Source organism: Crateriforma conspicua, from assembly GCF_007752935.1.
Lineage (GTDB): Bacteria > Planctomycetota > Planctomycetia > Pirellulales > Pirellulaceae > Crateriforma > Crateriforma conspicua.
In genome coordinates this window covers 775,496-800,524 of record NZ_CP036319.1, presented here as the reverse complement: position 1 = coordinate 800,524, position 25,029 = coordinate 775,496, and the positions used below count along the sequence as shown (strand labels likewise).

Below are 25,029 nucleotides of genomic sequence, written 5' to 3'. Positions count from 1 at the left end.
TTTGCCATGGATGGCAACGCCGATTCGCATTCTTTCGACGCCAAGGACGCAGGCAACAGCCGACGGTTCGCTGCCGTGCTGCGCGTCGTCGGGCGTGACGGCGTTTCTGATGCCCAGCGCCTTTGCGGGGCCAACAACGTTCAACGGCACACGACCGGTTTCACTGAATCCACCGGGCGCTTTTCCGCCGCCGCGTGGAGCTTTGCGCTTTCGGCCTTTTGTCTTGTCGTTTGTTTCACTCCACTGACAAAGGTCAGCGGCGACGGATTGACACCCCTGGGACTTCGGCCGCTGACCGCGGTTCCGATCGCGCCCGGTGAAACGCCACTGGATTCTCGCGGACGCCCCATGGTTTGGCGTCCGCAAGCCAAAGTCATCCGTTCTGGCGATCCGGTTTCGATCGCATCGGCACAACAAGATTCATCGCCCGCAACAACATTCACCTCCTCGGGCACGTCCGGCCAAGCGAACAACGTCCCATCGCTTGGACCAACGCAGCCACCGGGAACCTCGGCCACGTCAACGACAATGCGTCCGACCAGCGTTGCCGAAGCACTGGACCGGCGGGGGACCGTGACGTTTCGCGAAACTCCGCTGCAAGAAGTTGTCTTTTTGCTAAGCGACCTTTGGCAAATCAATATCGTCGCCGGTGAATCCGTGACGGGAAGCGTCAGCGGGACATTTCATGAAACCCCGTTACGGGAAGTTCTTTCGGCCATCTTGTCGGCTTCCGGCTACGGTTACAAGCAAACGGGCAACAGTCTGATCGTATTGCCGGTGGACCAAGTCGGAACGGACGATCCCGAGTTCGTGTCGCGCACCTTGCAAATCCCGCCGTCGGATGACCCCGCCGCGGTCGTCGATGCGGCGCGGATGCTGTTGTCCGAACGCGGCCAGATGCTGGAAGTCGGACGGCAGCGTGTGTTGGTCAGAGATTATCCGGACCGGATCAGCCAGGTCGAAAACCTTTTCGGGAACTTATCGCCAACGACGCCTCAGCAGGCTGGAACGTCACCTGAACCGACGCCGTCGGCATCATCAACGACGGCGACGGCAGACGTTTTGGGTACCGATTCCAACGATGAAATCCGCATCTTTGCCTTGCAGTACGTCGAAGCCGAACAGATGCAGGAATCACTGGCATCAATCCTGGGCACCGACGTGACCGTCGCGGTGTACGTGGATGAAAACCGCATACTGGTTCGCGGCAATTCACGCAGCGTCGATCTTGCCCGCCGAGCGATCGAACAACTGGACCGACCGCGACCACAAGTCCGCATCACTGCGTTGATCTACGACGTCGGGATGAGCGAACGCGAAGCCCTGGGTATCAACTGGTCGGGCGGTCGCAATCTGGGATCAGCGACCCGATTGAGCGCTTTGTCGGATCTGGTCACCCCGATCGAAGACGCCGCGGCCACCGCGGTTGACACGACCACCGGCGCGGTAGCAACGACCACCGAAACGGTGCTGACGAAGTCCAGTAGTTTCCTTTTCGGAACGTCGGGATCGAAACTAAACGTCGAAGGCCTGATCGTCGCGTTGGATCAAACCGAAGAAGCCAAGTTGCTGGCCAATCCCAGCATCACCGTCGGCGACCGCCGTCAAGCGGAAATCAAAATCGTCGAAAGGTTGCCCGTCCAAACCGCGCAACAAAGCGTCGGTGGTGCGGTGGCGGATATCGAATTCGAGGACGCCGGTATCACATTGACCGTCCAACCGCGTATCGCGGACGACGGAACCATCGAACTGAATGTTGCACCGGAGTTCAGCACGAAAGTCGGCGAATTGAATGGCAATCCGATCATTGACAGCCGAAACGCGTCAACGGTCGTGCGGGTTGCCAACGGCGAGACCTTTGTCCTGGGTGGCCTGCGCAGACGACGCGTTGTGGAATCGCAAGCAGGCGTTCCCTACCTGAAAGACATGAAGTTTTTCGGAAAGTTGTTTCGCAGCCACGACACGGAGATCCAGGAAAGCGAATTGATCGTTTTCATTCGCCCGGAAATGATCACTCCCAACCATGTCGGGTTGCCCCGGGAACAGCATGCTGCCCGGGTGACCGATTGCCTGTTGGACAGTGTCCCCTACGCCACGCAATGCCCGCTGACACCGGACTGTCGCGATCCGAATTGTCCCAACCACTATCCGCGCCCACGCGTCAATGGTGGTTCACGTGAATTGGAAATGATCGGCGGCTACGGTTCGACGATGAACCCGATGATGCACGGCAGCCCCACCATCATCAGCGAAAGGGTCATCTCCGAATCATCCGTACCGGAATCTACGGTCCAGTCCCCGACGACTTGGCATCCTTCGGAATCACCCGACGCCATACCGGGCGAAATGCCAATGGACATGGAAAGTGCGTCCGAACCGATGCTGTTTGAACCCGTGATCGTGAAGGAACCCCGCCGATGAAACGCATGCCAGATGATTTGAAATCGGGGCGCTTGCACTGGGTTTACCTGGTCGGGTCGATCGGCTGTGCGACCACACTGGGCTGTGGCGACGCGGCCACCACCTTGGAAGCGATTCAAAACGCCGTTCCGGTCCCAGGCATCACCGCGACGCCGAGCCAGGATTCCCAAACCGCCGACATTCAAGCGACGCCGGTCGCGTTCGATCCGGTCAGCCCCGATCGGGTCAATCCCTTTGTGTACCCCGGCGGTGAACAAGACGAACGAAGTGGGTTCGCGGTACGCGGGGCTAACGCATCCCAGGTGAAGGTCTTGGGGTTTGCCGACGTCGGGGTCCCACGCGTGTTCTTGCGGATCGAAGACGAAACCAAAATCCTGCGCGAAGGAGACCAAGCCATGAACATTCGGGTGGTAAAAATCAATCCACCCAATGTCGTCCTGGCCATCGACAATCTGACTTGGACGGCGACGATGTTCGACGATCGGTGAAGCGGCTAAGCTTGGGGAGAATCGTGACCTCACTTCGTCACCACATCCCCAAAGCCGAAAACGATGACGCGTCCCCACCATCGCAATCTTGCCGTTACGTTCACCGCGTCCCTGCTACCCCTGGCATTGGTGGTGCTGGTCGGATGCGGTGGCACCGATTTGGCGACCGTCCCCATCGAAGGTGACGATGGATTGCCGGCGGAATCCTCCGAACAGGATGCCGGATCGGACGACACCAACCCGACGGCCAACGACGATACCGCGTCATCCCCGAACGACACCGCCGATCCAGCGGAGTCCGCATCCACATCGATCTCCAGTTCGGTGCCGATGATGACGCAAGAAGCTTTCTTCGCCGCCGCCGAAGAAGGCTTGTCCGATGCGATTCGAAGCGGTATCCGTCAGGGGCTGGACGCGGACGCCGTGGGTCCCGAAGGACGGACCCCGCTGCAGTTGGCTTCGTTCAACGGACACACCGAAGTCGTCAAGTTGCTGTTGGATCAGGACGCGGTCGTCGATCACCGTGATTCCGCCGGACGGACCGCCCTGATGTACGCATCAACCGCCGACAACGTCGACACCGTCAAACTGTTGCTACGTCGCGGTGCGAATCCCAACTTGGCCGACAAGGTGGAAAACTTCACGCCGCTGATGTTCGCCGCAGCCGAAGGTCAACTGTCCGTGGTGGATCTGTTGCTGGACGCCGGTGCCCGAGTCGATTCCAAAGACATCGACGGTGATACCGCTGGCGTGTTCGCGGCGGCCAACGGCCACGCGGAAGTCGCCAAACGCTTGGAGGCGATTGCGGAGACCGAACAGTGAAATTCAGTCGTGAGGAAATCGACCTCGCCCGTCAATGGAAGGGCGACGGTTTGGATTGGACGCCCGCGGTCGGCCATTTCGTCTGGGATGAAACCGGCTTGATCGAAGCCGATTCACCGTTTCATGACCGGGTGTTTTTCATCCTAGACATGAAACATTTCCTGCGTCGCAGCAAGACGATCGAAGCGTTACAGGATGCCTGCGTCTGGTTGCCGACTTGGGAAGACGCCCGCGATTGGTTGATTCAGCATGGCGTCGACGATGCATTGATCGCCCAGCGTTTGCAACAAGAAAACGCGATCGAATCCCGATCCGAACGATTGGTCCTGTACCGGATGATCGCCGAGAACTTGTAGTCATTTCTTCAGCCGCGCCGCCCCTTTGGTCGGCGCGACCGAGATTTTGACGTTCCCTTTGGGCTTTCGGTCGCACTAGGGCAACGGCAAAACGATCGGATCGTTTTCGGCAAACGAGACCTGTCCGGCTTCACCGTCAATTTTGTATTCAACGGTCAATTCCTTGGGGGATCCTGGGGCCGGATCGCCACCCAAAGCCGAGTTGTACTGACTTTGGGGCAGACGAATCAGCGGGGAATCGCCGGCATGCTGTTGCAGTAATTCGGTCACGTCTTTTTGCTTACCCGCCGAACCGTACTTGGCCGAAACGATTTCGACATCCATCGGTTTGCCCCACAGCGGTTGCAAAGCTTTGGCCGTTTTGTCCGTCACGCCGACCAATTTCAGCACCACCGCAGCGGCGGCGATCGCTTCGGGTTTCATCTCGGCGTCTTGTCCAACCTTCACCGCAACATTCAACATGGCCGGTGTTGGATAGCGACGGACGACGTCCAAAATCAAACGCTTTTCTTCCTCGCGATCAGCCACCTTCAACGCGTCATTGGCCATTTGCAATCGGTCACGATTGTTCATCGTGAACTGACGTGCGATCCGCAGATGACCACGAAGAGCGCGGATTCGGTACGCGTGCGAGGGCTGGGACGCCAGTTCCAACAAATAGGGTGCGGCGTCGACGGTCATCCAAGTTCCCAGCAAACGTGTGGCAGCGTCCTGGATCTCGCGATCGCCGGATTGCGCCGCGTCGGCCAATGCCTTCAGCGAACGTTCCCCACCCATCGCGGTCAATAATTCCAAGGTTGTGATACGATCTGCGGTCGAAGCATTGGCGGCCGCTTGATCCAGCTTTTCCGCACACGCATCGCGATCGGGCATACGCACACAAGCCGCACGCAATGCGTCCAACGATGCCGCCGCGTCACCGTTGTCGGCATCAAACGCTCGGGCCATCAACATCCCCAAATCGTCCATCGTGGCGATCTGGCCTATCGCCTGAAGGGCCGCTTCGCGGATCGAAGCATCCTTTGCGTCCAAGGCGTCGATCACCATCGACTTGGCACCGGCGATCCGTCGCGCACCGACCACACTTAACAGCACTTCCTTGGCACGACCGTCGGCATCTTTCAGCCGGCTGATGACCGCGTCTTCCAATTGGTCATCGGGCAACAGAGAAAGCGTTTCCAGTGCGGATGCCACCACCACCACGTTTTCGTCGTCGGCGGCGGACAACAAAGCGGGCAGGGCGGTGACGTCACCGATCCGCTGCAACCCTTCGATGGCAGCCAACCGCACGGCCAGATCGTCCGACTCCGATTGCCGGATCAAAGCGTCTTGTGCATCGGCATCGCCACGTTCGGCCAATCCGGTGATCAGCAATGCGCGTCGGGACGCATCCACTTTTTCAATGGCATTGACCAATGCGCCGGTGGCACCATCGCCCGACAATTCGCGGACAGTCGTCAATGCGATGCCTTGCTTGACGCGATCATCCGACTTCAAGGTTTCGATCAAACGATCCACGCCGTCGGATCCACGTGACAGTATGCTTCCGCGAATCGCTTCGATTCGTCGCTGCGGTGGGACGTCAGCGGCGGCAACCGAATCATAGATCTCCGCCGCATCGTCCGCCTGATCTTGGGCCATGGCGGTTTCGGCGACCAGAATCAAGCCTTCGGCCAGTCCCGATCGGACGGTCATGTCATCGGCCGATGCGAACGCCGACTGCAGGGCTTGCCGTGCATCGTTGCCACCGATGGATCCCAACGCGACCGCGGCGGCGACCGCCACATCGGCGTCCTTATTCTGTAAGGCATCGATCAGCGATGGCACCGCGGAACGTGCACCACGAATGCCCAGTGTGTTGATCACGCCGATCAACGAACGTCCGTCGATGTCGCCCATGGATTCGATCAAAACTTGGTCGACTTCCTCACCCGGAATGGCTTCCAGGGCGATGCGGGCCCACGACACCATTTCAGGGTCACGCAGCAGCGGCGCCAACGCTTCGGCCGCTTTGGGCGAACCATAGACCGCCAATTTTTTACAGGCGATTGCCTTTTGTGGTTTTCCGGCATCTTCGGATACCAGAATGTCGATCAGCGTTTGTTCGTCTTGTCGGAAACCATCGGCGGCGGGGGCCATCGTCGGCCAGGCCGTCAACGCGGCGACCGCGGCCAAGAATCCGAACCGTATTGCAAAGTATCGCATGGTGGGTGGATAGGATTTCAATCAAAGGAGGGTTGTTCGGTGGGAAGTTCGCCGCGTGAGATCAGTGCAACCTGACGCGCGATGATTGCCGGATGGATCCGACATTCCTTGGACAAGCGTGTCGGCTACATTCGCCACGGCGCGCGGGTCGCTTCGCTGCGTAAGCGATTGGCTTCCGCATCGTCTTTGAATTCCGCTTTCACCGGATCGAATTCCAGCTCGCGATCCAGGAACAAAGCGATGTTGGCCGCGTGACAGGCGATATGCGAATAGCAGGCGGCTACCGCATTGGCCTTGGGTTGGCTGCGTGTTTTCACACAGTCCAAGAAATCACGCACATGGAACGTCGCCGGATAGCCGGCGATTTCTTCGACCTTGCGGCCGGCCAACAGTTCATTGCTGCTAAGCACAAATTTGCCGCTGTCCCCCGTTTCGACCCAACCGTCTTCGCCTTCGAATCGCACCGGGCACGACCCCAACGGCAACCAGTCGTTTTCGCGCAACACCAATTCGACGCCGCTGGCATACGTCGACACCATTTCGCCATCGCGCGGCGGCGAATACTTCACCGGCGCCGTGCGATCGGCACCGGCGGCCAATTGGCAAAGATCCACACAGTGGGACCCCCATTCCAAAACACCACCGCCGCCAAGACCACCGACGAATCCGCCCCCTTTTTCAAAGTGGAATGCGGCCATCATTTCATGGTTGTAGGGACGATAGGCGGCGGGGCCCAAATACATGTCCCAATCGACTTCTTCGATCGGCGGTGCATCTTCGGGCGGCATCCATCCGCTGATCTTTGCCGTCATGCCACGCGGGTGCGCGTACACGCGTTTCAGCTTGCCCAACCGCCCGGACGCGGCCAGTTCACACGCGAAAGCAAAATGCGGCAAGTTTCGCCGCTGGGTCCCGGCTTGGAACACACGCCCGGTGCGACGCATCACATCGGCCAATTGAAAACTTTCGGCGATGTTCTTTGTGCAGGGCTTTTCGCAATACATGTCCTTGCCCGCACGCGCCGCCGCACACGCCGCGGTGCCATGCCAGTTCGGGCCGGTCGCGATCAACACCGCATCGATATCATCGCGATCCAACAATTCGCGAAAATCTTGATACGTATCACAGTCGTTGTTGCCGTGATGCAAATCGGCCAACGCTTTGATCGCCTGGCGTTGCTTCTGCTTCACATCACAGACGGCCAAGAACTGCACATCGGACTGTTCGAAGAAACATCCAAGGTCGTAAGTGCCGCGACGCCCGATTCCGATCCCGCCCACCGTGACGCGATCGCTTGGCGGAACCGCAGCCCCCAAGCCCATCGTGGCGCCGGAAACAAAATAGGGTGCGGATACCGCGGCCGCGGCAGTTTTTAAAAAACGACGACGGGATGCGGCCGCTGGATTCCCGTCTGCTTTGGACGGGTTCGGCCGACAACCTTTCGAGGAAGAGGACACCTGATGCGACATCATGCTTCTTTTGGCTGCGTGGAAGGCGGGAAAGACTGACGCTGGCGGGGCGCCCGTTGAGTCCGCCCGATCCACGTTTGTTCATCGCGTGGATTTCCGCCGGCGGGCCAAGGGGCGATTAGGCCCAGTCTAACGAAACGCCCGTCGCGGCGTGTCCATCAATCCCTAATCGGCAGCAAGCAGAAACGTCGCAGCACTCGGTCGACGCCTCGCTACGATTCAGCCTCGCGTGTTTTTGGCCTAGTGAATTTTTTGGCCTAGTGAATTCGGTACGGCTGTTTACTGGTGCGCCGTGCGACCCCGGATTCGATCGCCGCCGTCGACACCGCGTCGCTGACCGCACGCGCGACGCGTCGGTCAAACACGCTGGGGATGATGTAGTCGTCCAAGATGTCTTGCTCCGGAATCACCCCGGCAATGGCTTGTGCCGCCGCCAACTTCATCTGGTTGTTGATTGTCGACGCACGCACCTTCAACACGCCGCGAAACAAACCCGGGAAGCACAGCACGTTGTTGATCTGGTTCGGAAAGTCGCTGCGTCCGGTCGCCATGATCCGAACGTGCGGGGCAGCCAATCGCGGATCAATTTCGGGATCCGGATTGGCCAATGCAAAGACGATGGGTTGATCAGCCATCGCTTGGATGTCTTGGACGGTCAACACGTTGGCGGCCGACACACCGATGAACACGTCCGCACCGGCAATGACTTCACCAAGTTTGCCCGTCACTCGGTTGGGGTTGGTGTTGTCCACCACCCAGCGTTTCACTTTGTCCAATCCGTCGGCCGGAACGACGGCTCCTTCACGATCGCACACGATGACTTCGCCGGCACCAGCCAAGTTCAACATCTTCACGATAGCCGTTCCCGCGGATCCCGCACCGTTGATCACGATCCGCACTTTGGCGATTGATTTGCCGACACGCTTCAATGCGTTTTGCAAACCTGCCAGCACAACGATCGCCGTTCCGTGTTGGTCGTCATGAAAGACGGGGATCTCCAATTCCGCATCCAGCCGTTCTTCGATTTCGATGCACCGCGGCGCGGAGATGTCTTCCAGGTTGATCCCGCCAAAGGTCGGTGCCAAATGCCGAACCGCTTCGATGACTTTTTCGGTGTCCTGGGTGTCCAAACAAATTGGAAAGGCATCAACGCCGGCGAACTCCTTGAACAACATCGCCTTGCCTTCCATCACGGGCATCGCCGCGCGTGGACCGATGTTGCCCAATCCCAGCACGGCCGACCCGTCGCTGATCACGGCCACGGTGTTCTGACGAATCGTCAATGAGAAAGATGCGTCCGGGTCGTCGGCGATGGACCGGCACACCCGTGCGACCCCCGGCGTGTACGCCATCGACAAATCGTCTCGTGTTTTGACCGGCTTGGTCGGTGTCACTTCGATTTTTCCACCCAAGTGCATCAGAAAGACACGGTCGGAAACGTTGACCACCGACACGTCATCCAACTGACGCAATTGGTCGACGATCTCGGTTCCGTGTTCGACGTCTTTGGCACTGACGGTATAGTCGCGCGAAACCATGCCGTCGCCGACCTTGACGATATCGACACCGCCGATCGATCCACCCGCCTGGCCGATTGATTCGGTGATCCTTTCCGCCACTCCAGCAATGTTGGGATAGCGCAAACGAATCGTAACGGCGTAGGTCGGAGCTGGTTCGTACATGAGGGTTGTGGCACCCGTGGTTTTGAAAGGCGTCGCGAAGCGTGAAAAGGATCCCAACAGTCCGGCCCCCAGGCAAACCCGGGGAAATGGAAATCCGTCAGACGCATTTTCTACCACGTGCGACATCTTGCCCGAAGCGGAGACAACCGGCGGGCAATGCCAAAAACCCTTTGCAGGACCCAGCGGCACGGCCAGCGGAAGCCGATCCGCCCACACCGGATTGGCTCCGTTCCGGCTCCACTGCACGCCCGCTTTCTTCCCCGCCAAAGCCCGTGATCACGTCGATACGCTTCGCCGGGTCGGTCGCTAGCGAGAAACCTCGGGCGAAAGAGTCGCCGAGGACGCCGACACCCAAACCGTTTCGAACTCGGGACGCGTTTCCCGCAAAATCTCGGCCAATTCGCGACGAATCGACGGGGTCAGATGATCGAAGTCACCCGAGGTATCGTCGCCCCGCAGCACATCAGCGATCCGCTGATAGATCACCCCACGCACTTCGTCGGGTAGCGCGTTCATGGCATCGGAATAGATCAGATAGCTGCACGGATAGCGGAACAAACGCGTCCGCAGATCCAGTTGCCTCAGCGACCGCCCCCGAGAATCAAACGGCCCACGTCGCTGGAACTGGTCGGCAAAGTCGGACGTTCCACTGACCGAATCGGTCAACGCAAACTCATCACACATCAACAGATGACGCACCACTTGGTCGGCACCCGCTCGGATGCGACGCCGGGCACTGTCGCTGATGAAACCATCCGGGCGTTCCAACAACTGATTCATCTCATAAGACTGATGCAGCGCCGAACGTGTCTCGTAATTGGCGGCGGCAATCGCGTTGTGGGTCTGGGTCTGATGCTCCATCACCATCAATGCGACCAGATCGCTGTGAGGCGACAAGTATTGATCGGTGTCAAAGAAGTCCGACAGGTCGTTCACGTTCGCACCGGGGTCGCGATCAAACGAAGTGTCATCTCCCTTGCACAAAGTGTTCCCCATGTGTCGCATCGATCCATGGCGGCCCGTGACGTACCAACCGCCCCAACGATCGCGAAAGTCGCTGGTGTGATCGGTGACGAAGGTGCCGCTGCCGAATTTCGGGCGACCGGCCGCGTCGGCGAACACGCTGCGGACCAAATACCCGGGCACGTCTTGAGTACGGCTGGATGCGTGACAAGTCAGACATCCGCCACGGTCGCGCACAAGCGACGGTCGTTCGGTACGTTCCTGTTTCAGCGTGTAAAAGGTCGCGCCTTGGCGGGCGTCGGTCGCCGCGACCTCCAACACGTCGCCTTTTTGGCAATAACCGATGTAAACGTCATCGTTGAAGTAAATCGCTCTGGGACGCCGTGGTGAAATGCGGTGAATCTGCAAACTGGTCTTAGAAAACACCAGCATCTGCGAACTGACCGGAATTTCCAATTCCCCCAGCACCGCCGGCAGGTAGCCGAACGTTTCGTCGAACGCCAAAGTCGTCTGGCCATCGTCGATTCGCTGCTGGAGCCGCGCCACCGCGTCGTCGACGTCCGCGTTCAGATAATCGATCGGTGGCCGTTCGTAAGCCGCCCGCTGGGCCGACGCGGTCGCCCCCAGCAGAAAAAACGACAACACACACGGTCCCAGCAATCGATGGCCTGGGCGAACCATTGCCAATGCAGCAGATCGGCTCCAACGACGCAGAAACATGGAAAATCTTGGCGGATCAGAGGAATGGACAACATCGACGTCATGAACGACGTATCCCAGCATACTCGATTTCTACACCCCGGGGTGCAGAATCCAGCGGGTCCAGAAGATCCGTGACGTCGCTGCGCGGCGGCGTTCCGGAGGTCGCAAAAAGGCCGCTGGTTCCGAGCCGCACGCGGCGCCGGTATCCTGCGTGCCCCGTTACGAATCGTCCCGTTTTCTATCTGTGGTGCCCATCCAAGATGCCCGACTTTTATCAGCACGACATGATCACGACGGTTCACGACCTGCAGTCGGCGACGCTGACGCAGCTCGAAGACCTGATCCGTCAATCGACGCAGGCCAGCAAAATCGGGCTGGTGCTGCCTGTAACGGCATCGGACATGCGTGCGGCGCCGTTTGATCGAATCGTGCAGGAATTGACCAAAGCGGATTACGTCCACACGATTGCCGTCACCCTGGGGGTCGCCCCGGACCAGGACGATTACACCGAAACGCTTCGCAAAGTCGCACCGCTGGGCGATCGCGCCAAAGTCATTTGGACCGACGGACCGGAAATCCAGGGCCTGTATCAAGAACTGATCGATGCCGGGATTCCCGTTTCAACGCCGGGCAAAGGCCGCAGCGTTTGGACGGCGTTCGGCTTCTTGTTGGCCGACCCGCAGATCGACACCTTCGTTTTGCACGACTGTGACATCGTCGATTACGACCGCATGCTACTGTCGCGGCTTTGCTTGCCGATGGTGCATCCGGCGCTGGACTATGAATTTTGCAAAGCCTTTTACGCTCGCGTCACCGATCGCATGCACGGCCGCGTCGTCCGTTTGCTGGTCGCGCCCCTGTTGCGTGCGATGAAACAGTGTTTCAGCGACAACCATTTCATTCGCTTCCTGGGCAACTTTCGGTACCCGCTTTCAGGCGAATTTTCGCTGACCCGCAACCTGGCACGCAGCAACCGCATCCCCAGCGACTGGGGTCTGGAAGTCGGCACGTTGGCGGAGGTCTATCGCAACACATCGCTCAAACGTGTGTGCCAAGTCGACCTGTGCCGACTGTACGAACACAAGCACCAAGCGATGTCGGTCGAAGACAAGACCAAGGGCTTGATGAAAATGGCCATCGACATCCTGTGCACGATTTACCGCACCCTGGCCAGCCAAGGCGTCCAGCTTAGCCGCAGCAATTTCATCACCCTGCGAGCCTCCTACCTACGGGCCGCCCAGGATTGCATCCGTCAACATTCGGCCAACGCGGTCGTCAACGACTTACAATTCAATCGCCACGACGAAGAGGTCGCGGTGGAATCGTTCGCCGAATGCGTCACCATCGCTGGCGACCTTTTCCGTAACGATCCATCCGGTGCCGAAGCGATCCCCAACTGGACCCGCATCCGAGCCGCATTTCCCAATTTCGTCCGGCAACTGCGCGACGCCACATGAGTGCCAAAGAAGACCTGGAATTCGCCAAAGAACATCGGATCGCACCCGGCAAGCGTCCCAACTTGAAAAAGCTGGACACCAAAGTCCGCGGCCCGTTTGACGATAAGGATGACGCAAAGGCATTCACCGCGGAAACCAATCACAAGATTCGTGATCTGCAGTACCGCATGTTCGTGGAAGAAAAACAGTCTTTGCTGGTCGTCCTGCAGGCGCCCGACGCGGCAGGCAAAGACGGGCTGATCCGGAAAGTTCTGGGCCAGATGAATCCTCAGGGCTGCCGGACATATCCGTTCAAGGTCCCCACCAAGGAAGAACGCGCCCACGATTTCTTGTGGCGTATCCACCGCTGCACCCCCGCGGCGGGAAAAGTCAGCGTGTTCAATCGATCCCACTACGAAGACGTGCTGGTCGTCCGTGTGAATGACTTGGTCCCCAAACGGGTATGGAAGGACCGATACAAGATCATCAACGATTTCGAACACATGTTGGCCGAAGCGGGGACCCGAATCCTGAAGTTCTATCTGCACATCAGCCCGGAAGAACAACTAGAACGATTCAAGAAACGCTTGGACAATCCCGACAAGCACTGGAAACTGAACACCGGTGACTACGCGGCCCGCGATCAGTGGGACCAGTACCGCGAGGCTTACGAGGACGCGATCGAACAATGCAACACAGATCACGCCCCCTGGCACGTCATCCCCGCTGATCACAAGTGGTACCGCGATGCATCGGTCGCGGCCATTGTTTACGACACGTTCCTATCGATGGATCCACAACTGCCTCCGGTCGACGTCGACCTGGATGAAATCCGGTCCTTGTACCAGCGCGAAGCCGCCGAATTGGGCAAAGCATCATCCTCATGACCATTGAACGAAATCCCACACGTGCCGTTCGCATCGGCACGATTACCATCGGTGATCACCACCCGATCGCGGTCCAAAGCATGACCGCGACCAAGACCCAAGACACCGACGCGACCATCGAACAGGCCGAAGCGATCCGCAAACGCGGCGCCGGTGTGGTCCGCATCGCCGTGGACAGCGACAAGGACGCGGCCGCCCTGGCCGTGATCCGCGACGGCACCACCGCCAATTTGGCGGTGGACTTGCAGGAAAACTTTCGCTTGGCCGAAAAGGTCGCGCCGTACGTCGACAAGATCCGATACAACCCCGGCCACCTGTACCATCACCAACGCGACAAACCCTGGCAAGACAAAGTCCGCTTTATCATCGACCAAGCGGCCCAGCACGACTGCGCCGTCCGTATCGGTGTTAACTGCGGCAGCGTTGATCCGGCCAAAAAAGAAAAGTACGACCCGGCGGATTCCATCACGCCGATGCTCCAAAGCGCGTTGGAACACTGCGAATTCGTCGATTCCCTGGGCTTTGATCGCTATGTCGTTTCGCTCAAAGACAGCGATCCGAAGCAGGTGGTGGAAGTCAATCGTCGCTTCGCCCAAGCCCGTCCCGATGTGCCGCTGCACCTGGGCGTGACCGAAGCCGGGATGCCGCCGGAAGGCATCATTAAAACTCGAATCGCTTTCGAACAATTGATCGGTAAAGGCATCGGCGACACCGTCCGCGTTTCCTTGACGTTACCCAACCCGCGTAAGCCCGAAGAGATCGAAGCCGGGCAATCGATCATCGATGACATCTACGCCGGACGCGTCCGCAGTGTCGTGAACTTCAACGAAGGCGGGCTGAACATCATCAGTTGCCCCAGTTGCAGCCGCGTCGAAAACGAAGCCTTCGTGGAATTGGCCGCCGACGTCAAAGTCATGACCGAATACGCCAAGCAACACGACATCACGATCGCCGTGATGGGATGCCGCGTGAACGGTCCCGGTGAAACCGACGACGCGGACCTGGGACTGTGGTGCGGGCCGGCCAAGGTCAACCTGAAACGCGGACCTGAACCGTTGGGTGCCTTCGGTTACGACGAAATCTTGGGTCAATTACGGACGGAATTGGACAAACTGATCCAACAGAAAACCGCTTCGGCCAGCTAGCGAGTCATCCGAACAGCCTCGTGATCGCTGCCGCCTGCCGGTTGTTCATCATTGCCATTTTCCTTCCGCGTTCCATGCCCGAAATCACCCCCGACACGATCGTCTGCGCCCTGTTCGGGCACCCGGTCGGTCATTCGATGTCGCCCGCGATTCACAATGCCGCCTTTGATGCCTTGGGGCTACCCTACGTTTACGTCGCTCACGACGTGACGCCAGGCCAAGTCGGCGAAGCGTTGCGAGGCGTGCGTGCGATGGGTTACCGAGGACTGTCGGTGACCATTCCGCACAAAGTGGAAGCCATGGAAAACGTCGACGTCGTCGACCCCACGGCCCAGGGCATCGGATGCATCAACACGGTGGTCAACAACGACGGCGTGCTGACCGGTTTCAACAGCGACGGACGCGGGGCTTTGAACGCGTTGATTGACGCCGACGCTGATCCGCAAAACAAAAACGTGCTGATCTTGAGTTCCGGCGGTGCGGCACGAGCGATTGCCGTCACCTTGGTCCGTGAAAATCCGCCGCAACGCATTGCCATCGCCGGTAAAACGGAATCTCGGGTGCAAAGCCTTGTCGCCGACGTTCAGTCCCAAGGCGGCACGCCGATCGTCGGATGCGGGTTGAACGCCGAAGCATTGAAACCCGAAGTCGATGCGGCCGACATCATCATCCACTGTTCACCGGTGGGTATGCATCCCAACGAAGACGCCACGCTGATCCCGGCCGAATGGTTGCGTCGCGATCTGGCCGTCTTTGACGCCGTCTATAACCCGCGGCGGACCAAGCTGTTGTCCGATACCCTGACCGCCGGCGGACGTACGATCGAAGGGTTGGAAATGTTCTTGGGTCAGGCCTATGTCCAGTTCGAACTGTGGACCGGCCAACCTGCACCTCGGGACGTGATGCGACGCGTCGTGGAGTCGCGACTGTGAACGTGGTTTTGGTCGGATACCGGGGCACGGGCAAAAGTGCCGTCGCCAACCGCATCGCACGTCGACTGAACTTGCGGAAAATCAGTTTGGACGACGCCATCGTTCGAACAGCCGGCAAGTCGATTCCCGAGATCGTCGAAACCGACGGATGGCCCGCCTTTCGTGACCTGGAAGAATCAGTCGTCCAGCGTTTCACCGACCAAGACGGACTGGTCATCGACTGTGGCGGCGGGGTGATCGAACGAGATGCCAATCACGCCCGCCTTAAGCAAGCCGGACCAGTGATCTGGCTGACCGCCTCCGTTACAACCATCGCCCGGCGAATCGGCAGTGACACCCAGCGGCCGTCTTTGACGGGCGCACGAAGCTTCGTCGATGAAATCGCCGATGTCCTTCAGCGGCGCAACCCGCGATACCAAAGCGTCAGTGATTTCGAAGTATGCACCGACGACGCGACCGTCGCACAAGTGGCCGACGCGGTCGTGACATGGCTGGTCGAAGCGGGACATGTGCCGGCTTCCTAATCAAGCCGCTGCCCGAACAGACCATTGCGGATCCAATGCCCACCTCGGATCCGCAACACAATCGTTGGTCGCCGGCGAATTAACCACGCCGGCGCGACGCACGATCGCTTGGCCCGATGCCACCACGCATCACGCCCTGATCGTCCTCTTGGGGTGTTTCGCCCATGACGATGTTGAACCTTGCCTGTAACTCGTTCAGTTTCGAATCGGCGATCGGATTGAACTTGGCGGTCACCAGCTTGCGTCTTTCGACGTCACGAATCGTCCGGAACACGCCATCCCGTTCGTTTTGCGGATGCCCTTCGATCAGGATCTGGGACGTCATCACCCGGTGACCATTCATGCTGACCGCAAAGTGGATATGGGGCGTACGACCGGGATAAGTCGTCGGCTTGATCGTGCGAAAGTAATAGCGTCCGTTCACGTCCGTCAGGAATCGACCATAGCCTTGAAAATTCGTGTCGCGTCCCTTCGCTCCGTTGCTGCCGGAGTGCAGATAAACGCCGTTGGCATCGACTTGCCAGATTTCCACAAATGCGTTTCGGACCGGTTCGCCGCTGCGCCGCAAAACCTTGCCGGTCAAATGCGTGACTTGGCCGACCGCGGGATCGATCGAATCGTTGATCACCAGCAGGTCGTTGTCGGTGTCCAGCGGCAGCTTGTCTGGATAGAACGGCCCTTCGGTCAGCCGAGGCGTGATTTCCAATTGTTCCGCCATCACGCCCGGCGTCCACAACGCGGGAATTCCGACCGGTAAAACCCGCAACGCAGCCCGCCGGCTGAACAAAATGGAATGTTTCATCCGCGATTGTCTCCCGCCCCGACATCAAAACCGAATCAACCGCACGCCGCGGTCCGTGGTGCCAATGAAACCCCTTGGGTTGTGCCAAGTTTCGGCGGCACCGTGTCTTCATCGTAGAGGGTTTTGGTTTCTGTCACAAAATTTCGCAAACTTTTCCATCGCCGGCGGGGGCGAACGTGGCGTGAAAGATCCCCACGTCAGACGACCACAATGGGGCGGGACCACCCGCTGCATCGGGACACTCGATCGATCGGCTGTTCTGAACCGCTGGTCCAGCGTGGCAAAGGCTTGGCCCCGGTCCCGATCCGCGTTGACCGGCGCTAGTGGCGAAGTATAGTTCTCGGCTCACCGCGCCGTCGCGCCACCGACCCATGCGATCAAAACGGCCCTTGCGAACCGAGGGTTGCACCCGAGATGACCGGCTGACCGCCGGCGGTCGATCCCCACCAGCGACGACAAACACCACGGCAATTCCGTGTACCCCGCATTGTCGGAACATTGGGGCTGTGCCGGGCGACTCTGCGGTCGCTGGCTTCAGCCAAGCCGAACTTCACCCAAGCGTGGAATCTCGTTCGTGATCACAGGGCGGCCTGGCGGGCCGGTCCCCGATCGGCGAACCGATCCGCGTGATTTCGAAATCGAAATTCCTAAGACGAACGAATACATGCTGAACTACTTTCGCTCGCAGGACGGCTCGATCAAAAACGACGTGCTATCCGGCCTGACGGTCGCCCTGGCATTGGTCCCCGAAGCGATCGCGTTCGCGTTTGTGGCCGGCGTTTCACCGCTGATCGGGTTGTATTCGGCTTTTTTTCTGGGGCTGATCACTGCCGTGTTGGGCGGACGTCCCGGCATGATTTCCGGTGCCACCGGCGCGATGGCGGTGGTCGTCGTGTCCCTTGTCGCAGATCACGGGATCGAATACCTGTTCCCGACCGTCATCTTGTGCGGGGTATTTCAGGTCGCGATCGGCCTGGCACGTCTGGGTAAGTTCATCCGCATGGTCCCACACCCGGTCATGCTGGGTTTCGTCAACGGTTTGGCGATCGTGATCGGCTTGGCACAGATCAGCAGTTTCAAAACGCTTTCGCCCGACGGTGAAATGGTCTTTCTGTCGGGTGCTGCCCTCGGTTGGATGCTGGGGTTGGTCGGATTGACGATGGCCATCATTTGGCTGTTGCCCAAGATGACCCGAGCGGTCCCGGCGTCGTTGGCCGCCATTTTGGTCGTCACGGGCATCTCCGTCGCGATCAACCAAACGTCCGGCTCTGGAACGGTCCTGACCGCCGACGATGCATCCAGTCGAACGGTGCTGACCGTCGGCGACTTGCTGGCCAATAACGCTACCGCAGCGGCCATCGCCGAAGGCGTCCCGCCGGGCGAAACGGCCAGCATGCGTGGTGGATTACCGATGCCGTTCTTCTTGGAATACGCGATCGCACCGCTGACCTGGGAAACCTTCAAGATCATCCTTCCGTTTGCCGTCGTGCTTTGCGGCGTGGGGCTGATTGAATCGTTGATGACGCTGTCGCTGATCGACGAAATCACCAACACACGGGGACGCGGCGACCGGGAATGCATCGGCCAGGGAATTGCCAACCTGACGTGCGGCTTCTTCGGCGGCATGGGCGGTTGTGCGATGATCGGTCAATCGTTGATCAACGTGAACTCCGGCGGGCGCGGACGCTTGTCGGGCATCACCGCAGCGGTCTGTCTGCTGGCCTTCGTCTTGTTCCTGTCCCCCTGGATCGAACAAATCCCGATGGCCGCCCTGGTCGGCGTGATGTTCATGGTCGTGATCGGAACTTTCGAATGGGCATCTCTGCGAATGTTCCACCGCATGCCTGCTAGTGACATGTTTGTCATGGTCCTGGTCACGGCATACACCGTTTTCATGCACGACTTGGCCACCGCGGTCATCTTGGGCGTGATCGTATCTGCACTGGTCTTTGCTTGGAAACACGCCACGCACATGGGGGCGGACGTCAAGCTGAACGAACACGGCAGCAAGATCTATCAACTGCACGGCCCACTGTTCTTCGCATCGGTCGCGTCGTTCAAGGAATTGTTCGACGTCGAAAACGATCCCGACGACGTCGTGGTTGATTTCTATTACACGCGTGTTTATGACCAATCCGGTTTGGAGGCGATCAATTCGTTGGCCGAACGCTACGAAACCGCCAACAAACGCTTGCACCTGACGCACCTAAGCCTGGAATGTCGTCAGTTGCTGGATCGTGCCGGCGACTTGGTGGAAATCAATCTTTCCGAAGACCCGCAGTACCACGTCGCCACCGATCGTCTGGTCACACGTCCGAACGGGTCCATGGAAGTTGGCGATTTGGTCGACGCCGCCAAGGATGCCGCACACCCACGTTCGATGGCCTAGTACGGCGCCCCGACACGTTCAAAGGCTGATTTCCATCTCCACGAACTGATCCGGCCGGCTCCGATACTTTTCCGCCATCGTTTGCAACGTTTCCCAACGCGTCGAATGCGTGGGGCGTTCAAACGATGGTGTTTCGGCCGGCAAATTCAGTAGCAAGGATTTGCGCACCATCATGGCCCGGATCTTTCGTGTCCGCACCTGGCCCGCCTGTTCGTGTGTCAGACACATCAAATAGGTCTCGGTGTGGACGTCCATGGACGCATCACGCCGCAGGTGCCCCAGTGCAAATCTTTCGCTGACCTCGTTCAGGACGGCGTTCAAGTAGTACCAGGCATCCGCCTTGGGGATCGGGATCACCGGATCATCCAACGTGGTCTTTGACGCCAGTTCGCCCAAAGCTTTCGACGCCGATGGGTTCAACAAGATTTCGGTACAGTCCATCTCCAGGATCGTCCGAATCTTTAGAACGCCTTTTTCGATCGACGTCAGCGATACGTTCAGCCGGTCCAAAAATTCGCGGCGACGCCAGCGGGTGCGTGCCCGGCGACCGGCCAGGTACGACGCCACATACGCGGCGACGACAATCCACAGCAATTCCGGCCAATTGTCGATCAGGTAATCGTATAACGATTCAATCACATCACGCATCATTCATTCCCCACTTCGGCGACTCGTCGGTAAGTCGTTTCGACCGCCAGGGCCTCGTCGCCTTCGGGGCTGACATTTAACGCCATGATGACCAAACGCTCGGGGGCGTGCAGACGCAACACCGTCTTCCAACCCCACGGCGGCACTCCCGGGCCGACGTCGTACCGACCGAACACCTCGCAACCGTCCTCCAACGCAGGGCCTTGGGAGAACATGATAGCGCCGTTCATGTGAAAACTGTCGATCCACGCCGATTGCCATCGTTTTGTCACCGCGTTGAACACCCATGTCTCTTCGCCCGAGCGCGGGTGACCTTGGATCGTTCCAACGTATTGGTGCTTTAAAAATTGACCGCCCACCACCGCGGCCATCGTTCCGGTGATGTCCGATTCGTCGGCCAATTTTCCAGGCTCAAACCATGTGCGGCAGACGCCTTGCCAACGGCCGCACAGATTCGCGATTAGTTTTTCGGCTTCCACAATCTGGGGCTCCGTTGGATTGATACTGATGGCGCTGGCGACTGGCATCTTATCGTGCATGCGGCCGGCCGACCTGCAGTCTGACCGGGCACGTCCCCCCGAATTTGATGTGCAAGCCTGACCAGTTCTGGCCTCCGATCCACACCATGCATCATCCTGAACGCCGATCCGGCACGCCTGAAATACGTCGACCAGCCACGGGGCTGTCTTCCACGGGGCAGAGCACTCAACGCAACGGCATTCGCTCGCAAACAGTCGCCCACGATCCAGGACGCACCGATTCCAACGCTTGGATTTCAAAGCCTGGCACATTCTCTCAAATGAAAGCTGCCTCACCATGAAATGGCACTCGGAACTTGTCCTGCCCGTGACGGTCACCGTCATTTTTACGATCACGTTTTTGGTGGTGCCGGCGGTTTCGGCCTGCACACGCATCCTTTGGAACCCCAGCGACTCGGTGACGATCGTCGGCCGCACGATGGACTGGGCCGAATCCACCCAACCCAAACTTTGGGTCTTTCCAAGGGGTATCCAGCGTGACGGAGGCATGATGGGACCGGTGCGGCTGATCCATGATCGGCCCGCTCGTTGGAAATCCAAATATGGGTCGGTGGTCGTATCGGGCTACGACCTGGGATCCTTCGACGGCATGAACGAACAGGGATTGGGAATGCACCTGTTGTTCTTGACCGCGACCGATTACGGCGTTCCAGACGACACCAAGGACGGCATTCAAGCCGGGTTATGGGGCCAGTATCTGCTAGATAATGCCGCGTCGGTCGACGAAGCGATCGACTTGATGAAGGGGATCCAGCCGGTGATGGTCGAACACGGCGGATTCAGATCCACGTTACATCTGGCCATCGAAGATTCATCGGGCGATTCGGCCATCGTCGAATACGTCGGCGGAAATGCCAAGATCTACCACGGATCCCAACACCGTGTGATGACCAACGACCCGCCATACGATCAACAGCTCAAAGAACTGTCCAAGTGGGACTTTAGCGATGCGACCCGCAAAACACCGTTGCCGGGCAACGTGAACCCCATCGCCCGGTTCGTGCGTGCAAACTATTTCCTGGAATCGCTTCGCAAACCACGCAGCGAACGCGAAGCAATCGCATCGGTCCTGTCGATCGCCCGCAACGCTTCGGTGCCGTTCAACGCACCTTACAAGACGCCGGGGACGATCTATGACACGGAATATCGCACCGTCGCGGATCTGGCGGCGCGACGCTATTTCTTTGAACTGACCACCAGCCCCAACGTCATCTGGATCGACCTGAACGCATTTGATCTTCGTGAAGGCGGCGAAACGAAAACGCTGGACCCCAACGACATCCACCTTTCTGGCAGCGTTGAATCCAATTTCCAGGTCGTCGACCAACCGCCTTTCTAAATCCGATGGCCGCTGTCGATCCCCAGCGGCCTGTCAATACGAATAATGGCCAGGCAATGCCGAGATCAAACGAGCCGCCCCCTCTCGTTCATCGATACAACTAGCCTTCCAGCGGCGCGTCGTCACCGGTCGCCTCGTCACCATTGCCGGCCTGTTCGTCTCGGATGCTGGCCGGTGAAGTTTCGATTCCCTTCTCCTCCTTTTCGGGAATCTCTTTTTTGCGTTCTTCCTTCAGCGTTTGGTTCGCCGCTTGTAGCGCCGATTTGGTCTGATTCAAACTCTTTTGCAGATTGCCATTCTGGCGAGTGAGCTGGCGGATTTGTTTTTGAGCTTCATCACGTGCTTGGATTGCCTGCGTTTTCGCTTCCGCAGCCACCTTTTTGGATGCAGCTAACTGATCTTCCGCTTGCTGCGAACGCTTCTTTTCCTTTGCAAGCTGCTGCTTCAACTGATCCGTTTGCTTTTGCATCTTCGCGATCATCTGCTTTGCTTCGCTCAACGCTTTGGCGGTTTGCTCGCCCGAGGCCGTCAGCTCATCCACCTGTTGCCGCAGCGCGACCAATTCTTCGGTCAACAAAATGTTCAGCTGACTCGGGTGATCCACGGTTCCCATATCGCTGACGGAAACAACATCGCCGCAAGCGGTCGATGGAATCACAATAATGGCAGGGGCACAGACGGGTTCGACCGCACAGCCACACGGTGACGACAGCAGGTTTGCACCGTACGCGGAAGTCGAACTGGCAACGATCAGCGCGGCAGTTGTGATTGATGATGCGATCAGGGTTTTCATCGTATCGGCGGGATTGTGGGGGAAGGATTGGTGGGTGGGTTTGGCGGGAATACGTGTCTCCGTCATCCCGCTTGGTCTCACTGTAATTCGGCGACCGTGCATTTCAGGATGCGACCGCCCTTCGACCGAAAATTTCCGTCTACCCCTGAATGTAACCGTCGTTTCACTGGCTTCATGCAGACCGGTGGCGGGTGCGACAAAAGGCACGCCGGAGATGACATCGACACTAGACAAAAGTCGACGCCATCTGATCCGCGACACCGATCAGCGTCCGGTAGTCGCATCCCTACAGTGTGCGCGACGGTCCGCGGCACGCCAGCTGCACTGCGTCGCCTGGCCGGAACGCCCTTGGGCGTCCCCAGATTCATTCCGACCGAAGATCGTCCGTCATCGTAGCGTCCAAATTCCACTTGGCCTTTGTATGGAACACGAAACCCAATTGATCGCCCGTTCTGGCTTTGCCATCGAGGACTTTCCGCAAACGCTTCCCGCAGGTCATCGCCTGCAGGAACGTTGTCTGTTGCCGGAATTGATGGATGACCCACGGTTGGATGACCAACTTCATTACCAAGCGCTCGACGGTCTGCGACGCATCAACCGAATCAGCCGATGCAGTAAGCGGTTTTGGCCCACGCTGAAACAATTGGCAAACACGATGGACCGACCGCTGCGTGTTTTGGATGTTGCCACCGGTGGTGGTGACGTGGTGGCTTCGCTTTCCCGAATGGCTCAACGCAGTGGAACGCCAATGCAGATCGACGGTTGCGACATCAGCCGGCGAGCCTTGCGCTATGCTCGCCTGCATGCCGAAACAACGGGCATGAAGGACTGTCGATTCTTCGCGATCGATGTTTTGAAAGAGTCGTTGCCAGGCGAGTACGACGTGATTCTGAACTCATTGTTCCTGCACCACCTGACGCGATGCGAAGCGGTCCGCGTCTTGGCCAACATGGCCGCCGCCTGTCGACGCGCCGTCTTGATCAGTGACCTTCGCCGTACCAGATGGGGATACTTCTTGGCGGCCGCGGGGTCACGTCTGATCACGCGCAGCCCGATCGTGCACCTCGACGGCGCACAATCCGTGCGTGCCGCTTGGTCGGACACCGAAATCAAAGGGATCACCCACGATGCCGGGCTCGGTGATGGTGAATTGACCTTCCATTGGCCGCAACGCTTCTTTCTAAAGTGGTGCAAGCCATGAACCATGTGATGCCCACAGACGTGCCCGATAACCTCCAATCCGCGGGCCAAACCCTTTGGGACTGCATCGTCATCGGTGCGGGCCCCGCCGGCAGCCTTGCGGCACGGCAGTTGGCCAAAGACGGAATGCGGACATTGCTTGTGGACCGCAAATCGTTCCCTCGTGACAAAGTCTGTGGCGCATGCGTGAATCACCGCGCATTGACCGCTCTTAACGCAGCCGGTCTACAGCATGTTGTCAGGACCTGTGGTGGAATCCGCCTCAGTCATTTTGACTTGCGAGCCGGCGGAAAACATGTGCGATTGAATCTGCCCGGCGGCCTGGCCGTGTCGCGACACCGATTGGATGCCGCACTTTTCGATGCAGCCCGCGATGCCGGCGCAGTCACCTTATCGCGGGTCGGCGCGAGCGTCTTGCCTCGCGAAAGCGACGCGGCCCACCGCGACGTCCAGCTGACCGTTGCCAATACGTCCTCAAGCACAAAAGCGGTTGTCCGCGGAAAAACGGTTCTAGCCGCCGACGGCTTGGGACATCCCAGCCTGCGAAAACTGAACGAGTTCACCGACTCGATTTCAGCGAACTCACGCATCGGATTGGGCGGCATCCTGCGAGACGACGCGGCACATCCGGCGTTTGAACACTTCAAGCCCGGTGTCATCTACATGGCGACCGGTGCACAGGGATACGTCGGCATGGTCCGAGTCGAAAACGGCCATTTAAACTTTGCCGCCGCGGTCGATCGTTCCGGCTATCGATCCGCAAGTGCCCCACAAACAATGCTTGCCGATATCATGCAAACCGCCGGGTATGGTCCATTGCCCATCGGTGATCTGCAGTTGACCGGCACCCCAGAATTGACCCGACGAATCAATCGCGTGGCTTCGGATCGTGTGTTCGTCGTCGGCGACGCGGCCGGATACGTCGAACCCTTCACCGGCGAAGGCATGGCCTGGGCATTCGCCGGCGGTTTAAGCGTGGCCCCCGTGATTCGCCAATCGCTTGATGACTCGGCATCGGCCGGACTAGCCGAAACACGCTGGCAACAACACTGGAATCAACAGATTGCATCCAGACAACGGTGGTGTCGACGCTTGACTTGGTTGCTGCGACGTCCGCGTGCGATCGACGTGGCGATGAAAACCGCGTGCGTCTTCCCTCGTCTAACCTCACCGATCATTCAATCGATGAACGCTTCGTTCGCGGGCTGAACCGCGAACCGCTTTCACGTCGAATCGGTCGCCAGCATCGACTCGCAATCTCTTCGGGTGACTCTCGATCCTAATGGA

20 protein-coding genes and 1 pseudogene are annotated in these 25,029 nt (G+C 58.8%); 13 read left to right on the top strand and 8 right to left on the bottom strand.

The annotated features are described in order from the left end of the window. The first annotated feature begins 6 nt into the window (after positions 1 to 6). The 4 genes from Mal65_RS02900 (at position 7) to Mal65_RS02885 (ending at position 4,087) form a co-directional block, all read left to right on the top strand. Positions 7 to 2,421: a secretin GspD/PilQ domain-containing protein gene (locus tag Mal65_RS02900; protein WP_165701027.1), complete on the top strand. Its 2,415-nt coding sequence runs from the start codon at positions 7 to 9 to the stop codon at positions 2,419 to 2,421. Continuing rightward, positions 2,418 to 2,909, top strand: a complete 492-nt coding sequence (locus Mal65_RS02895) for a hypothetical protein (RefSeq protein WP_145293489.1) — start codon at positions 2,418 to 2,420, stop codon at positions 2,907 to 2,909. The genes Mal65_RS02900 and Mal65_RS02895 overlap by 4 nt, the downstream gene beginning before the upstream one ends. A gap of 63 nt (positions 2,910 to 2,972) precedes the next feature. After that, a complete protein-coding gene (locus Mal65_RS26890) occupies positions 2,973 to 3,731 on the top strand; it encodes an ankyrin repeat domain-containing protein (protein WP_196784517.1) in 759 nt (252 codons plus the stop codon). Beyond that, positions 3,728 to 4,087: a hypothetical protein gene (locus tag Mal65_RS02885; protein ID WP_145293487.1), complete on the top strand. Its 360-nt coding sequence runs from the start codon at positions 3,728 to 3,730 to the stop codon at positions 4,085 to 4,087. The genes Mal65_RS26890 and Mal65_RS02885 overlap by 4 nt, the downstream gene beginning before the upstream one ends. A 75-nt stretch (positions 4,088 to 4,162) precedes the next feature. Here Mal65_RS02885 and Mal65_RS02880 read toward each other — a convergent pair whose 3' ends face one another. From Mal65_RS02880 to Mal65_RS02865, 4 genes are all read right to left on the bottom strand, one after another. Further along, complete coding sequence (locus Mal65_RS02880) at positions 4,163 to 6,292, bottom strand: HEAT repeat domain-containing protein (RefSeq protein WP_145293485.1); 2,130 nt, start codon at positions 6,290 to 6,292, stop codon at positions 4,163 to 4,165. Positions 6,293 to 6,417: 125 nt separating this feature from the next. Continuing rightward, a complete protein-coding gene (locus tag Mal65_RS02875) occupies positions 6,418 to 7,749 on the bottom strand; it encodes a Gfo/Idh/MocA family protein (protein ID WP_231131267.1) in 1,332 nt (443 codons plus the stop codon). A gap of 269 nt (positions 7,750 to 8,018) precedes the next feature. Continuing rightward, positions 8,019 to 9,443: an NAD-dependent malic enzyme gene (locus Mal65_RS02870; protein WP_145293483.1), complete on the bottom strand. Its 1,425-nt coding sequence runs from the start codon at positions 9,441 to 9,443 to the stop codon at positions 8,019 to 8,021. Between the two features lie 306 nt (positions 9,444 to 9,749). Continuing rightward, complete coding sequence (locus Mal65_RS02865; protein ID WP_196784516.1) at positions 9,750 to 11,126, bottom strand: hypothetical protein; 1,377 nt, start codon at positions 11,124 to 11,126, stop codon at positions 9,750 to 9,752. Between the two features lie 242 nt (positions 11,127 to 11,368). Here Mal65_RS02865 and Mal65_RS02860 point away from each other — a divergent pair, with 242 nt between their 5' ends. The 5 genes from Mal65_RS02860 (at position 11,369) to Mal65_RS02840 (ending at position 16,032) form a co-directional block, all read left to right on the top strand. Beyond that, positions 11,369 to 12,565 (top strand): glycosyltransferase family protein, encoded by a 1,197-nt coding sequence (locus Mal65_RS02860; RefSeq protein WP_145293481.1) that lies wholly within the window; start codon positions 11,369 to 11,371, stop codon positions 12,563 to 12,565. Further along, positions 12,562 to 13,431, top strand: coding sequence for a polyphosphate kinase 2 family protein (locus tag Mal65_RS02855; RefSeq protein WP_145293479.1), 870 nt, complete (start codon positions 12,562 to 12,564; stop codon positions 13,429 to 13,431). Before Mal65_RS02860 ends, Mal65_RS02855 begins: the two co-directional genes overlap by 4 nt. Next, positions 13,428 to 14,576, top strand: coding sequence for a (E)-4-hydroxy-3-methylbut-2-enyl-diphosphate synthase (gene ispG / locus Mal65_RS02850; RefSeq protein WP_145293477.1), 1,149 nt, complete (start codon positions 13,428 to 13,430; stop codon positions 14,574 to 14,576). Before Mal65_RS02855 ends, ispG begins: the two co-directional genes overlap by 4 nt. 74 nt (positions 14,577 to 14,650) lie before the next feature. Further along, entirely contained in the window at positions 14,651 to 15,508 is an 858-nt protein-coding gene (gene aroE / locus Mal65_RS02845) for a shikimate dehydrogenase (RefSeq protein ID WP_145304579.1), read from the top strand. Beyond that, positions 15,505 to 16,032, top strand: coding sequence for a shikimate kinase (locus Mal65_RS02840; protein ID WP_145293475.1), 528 nt, complete (start codon positions 15,505 to 15,507; stop codon positions 16,030 to 16,032). Before aroE ends, Mal65_RS02840 begins: the two co-directional genes overlap by 4 nt. A 79-nt stretch (positions 16,033 to 16,111) precedes the next feature. Here the strand turns inward: Mal65_RS02840 and Mal65_RS02835 are convergent, their stop codons facing one another. Further along, positions 16,112 to 16,834 carry a dioxygenase family protein gene (locus Mal65_RS02835; RefSeq protein ID WP_145293473.1) on the bottom strand — a complete coding sequence of 241 codons (723 nt, stop codon included), beginning with the start codon at positions 16,832 to 16,834 and terminating at the stop codon, positions 16,112 to 16,114. Positions 16,835 to 17,498: 664 nt separating this feature from the next. Here Mal65_RS02835 and Mal65_RS02830 point away from each other — a divergent pair. Then, positions 17,499 to 19,142, top strand: a pseudogene (locus Mal65_RS02830) (SulP family inorganic anion transporter); the annotation flags it as partial. A gap of 99 nt (positions 19,143 to 19,241) precedes the next feature. Here Mal65_RS02830 and Mal65_RS02825 read toward each other — a convergent pair. Beyond that, positions 19,242 to 19,874: a hypothetical protein gene (locus tag Mal65_RS02825; protein ID WP_165701026.1), complete on the bottom strand. Its 633-nt coding sequence runs from the start codon at positions 19,872 to 19,874 to the stop codon at positions 19,242 to 19,244. After that, a complete protein-coding gene (locus Mal65_RS02820; RefSeq protein WP_196784515.1) occupies positions 19,871 to 20,398 on the bottom strand; it encodes a DUF1579 family protein in 528 nt (175 codons plus the stop codon). The genes Mal65_RS02825 and Mal65_RS02820 overlap by 4 nt, the downstream gene beginning before the upstream one ends. A 289-nt stretch (positions 20,399 to 20,687) precedes the next feature. Between Mal65_RS02820 and bsh the strand changes: the two genes are divergently transcribed. After that, positions 20,688 to 21,749 carry a bile salt hydrolase gene (bsh, locus tag Mal65_RS02815; protein ID WP_145293467.1) on the top strand — a complete coding sequence of 354 codons (1,062 nt, stop codon included), beginning with the start codon at positions 20,688 to 20,690 and terminating at the stop codon, positions 21,747 to 21,749. A 100-nt stretch (positions 21,750 to 21,849) separates the two neighbouring features. On the opposite strand, the gene Mal65_RS02810 is transcribed toward bsh, so the two are convergent. Next, positions 21,850 to 22,542, bottom strand: coding sequence for a hypothetical protein (locus Mal65_RS02810; RefSeq protein ID WP_165701025.1), 693 nt, complete (start codon positions 22,540 to 22,542; stop codon positions 21,850 to 21,852). 439 nt (positions 22,543 to 22,981) lie between these two features. Between Mal65_RS02810 and Mal65_RS26315 the strand changes: the two genes are divergently transcribed. Together Mal65_RS26315 and Mal65_RS02800 are read left to right on the top strand one after the other, a co-directional pair. Further along, a complete protein-coding gene (locus Mal65_RS26315; RefSeq protein WP_165701024.1) occupies positions 22,982 to 23,743 on the top strand; it encodes a methyltransferase domain-containing protein in 762 nt (253 codons plus the stop codon). A gap of 8 nt (positions 23,744 to 23,751) precedes the next feature. Continuing rightward, positions 23,752 to 24,951, top strand: coding sequence for an NAD(P)/FAD-dependent oxidoreductase (locus tag Mal65_RS02800; protein WP_165701023.1), 1,200 nt, complete (start codon positions 23,752 to 23,754; stop codon positions 24,949 to 24,951). Positions 24,952 to 25,029: the final 78 nt, after the last annotated feature.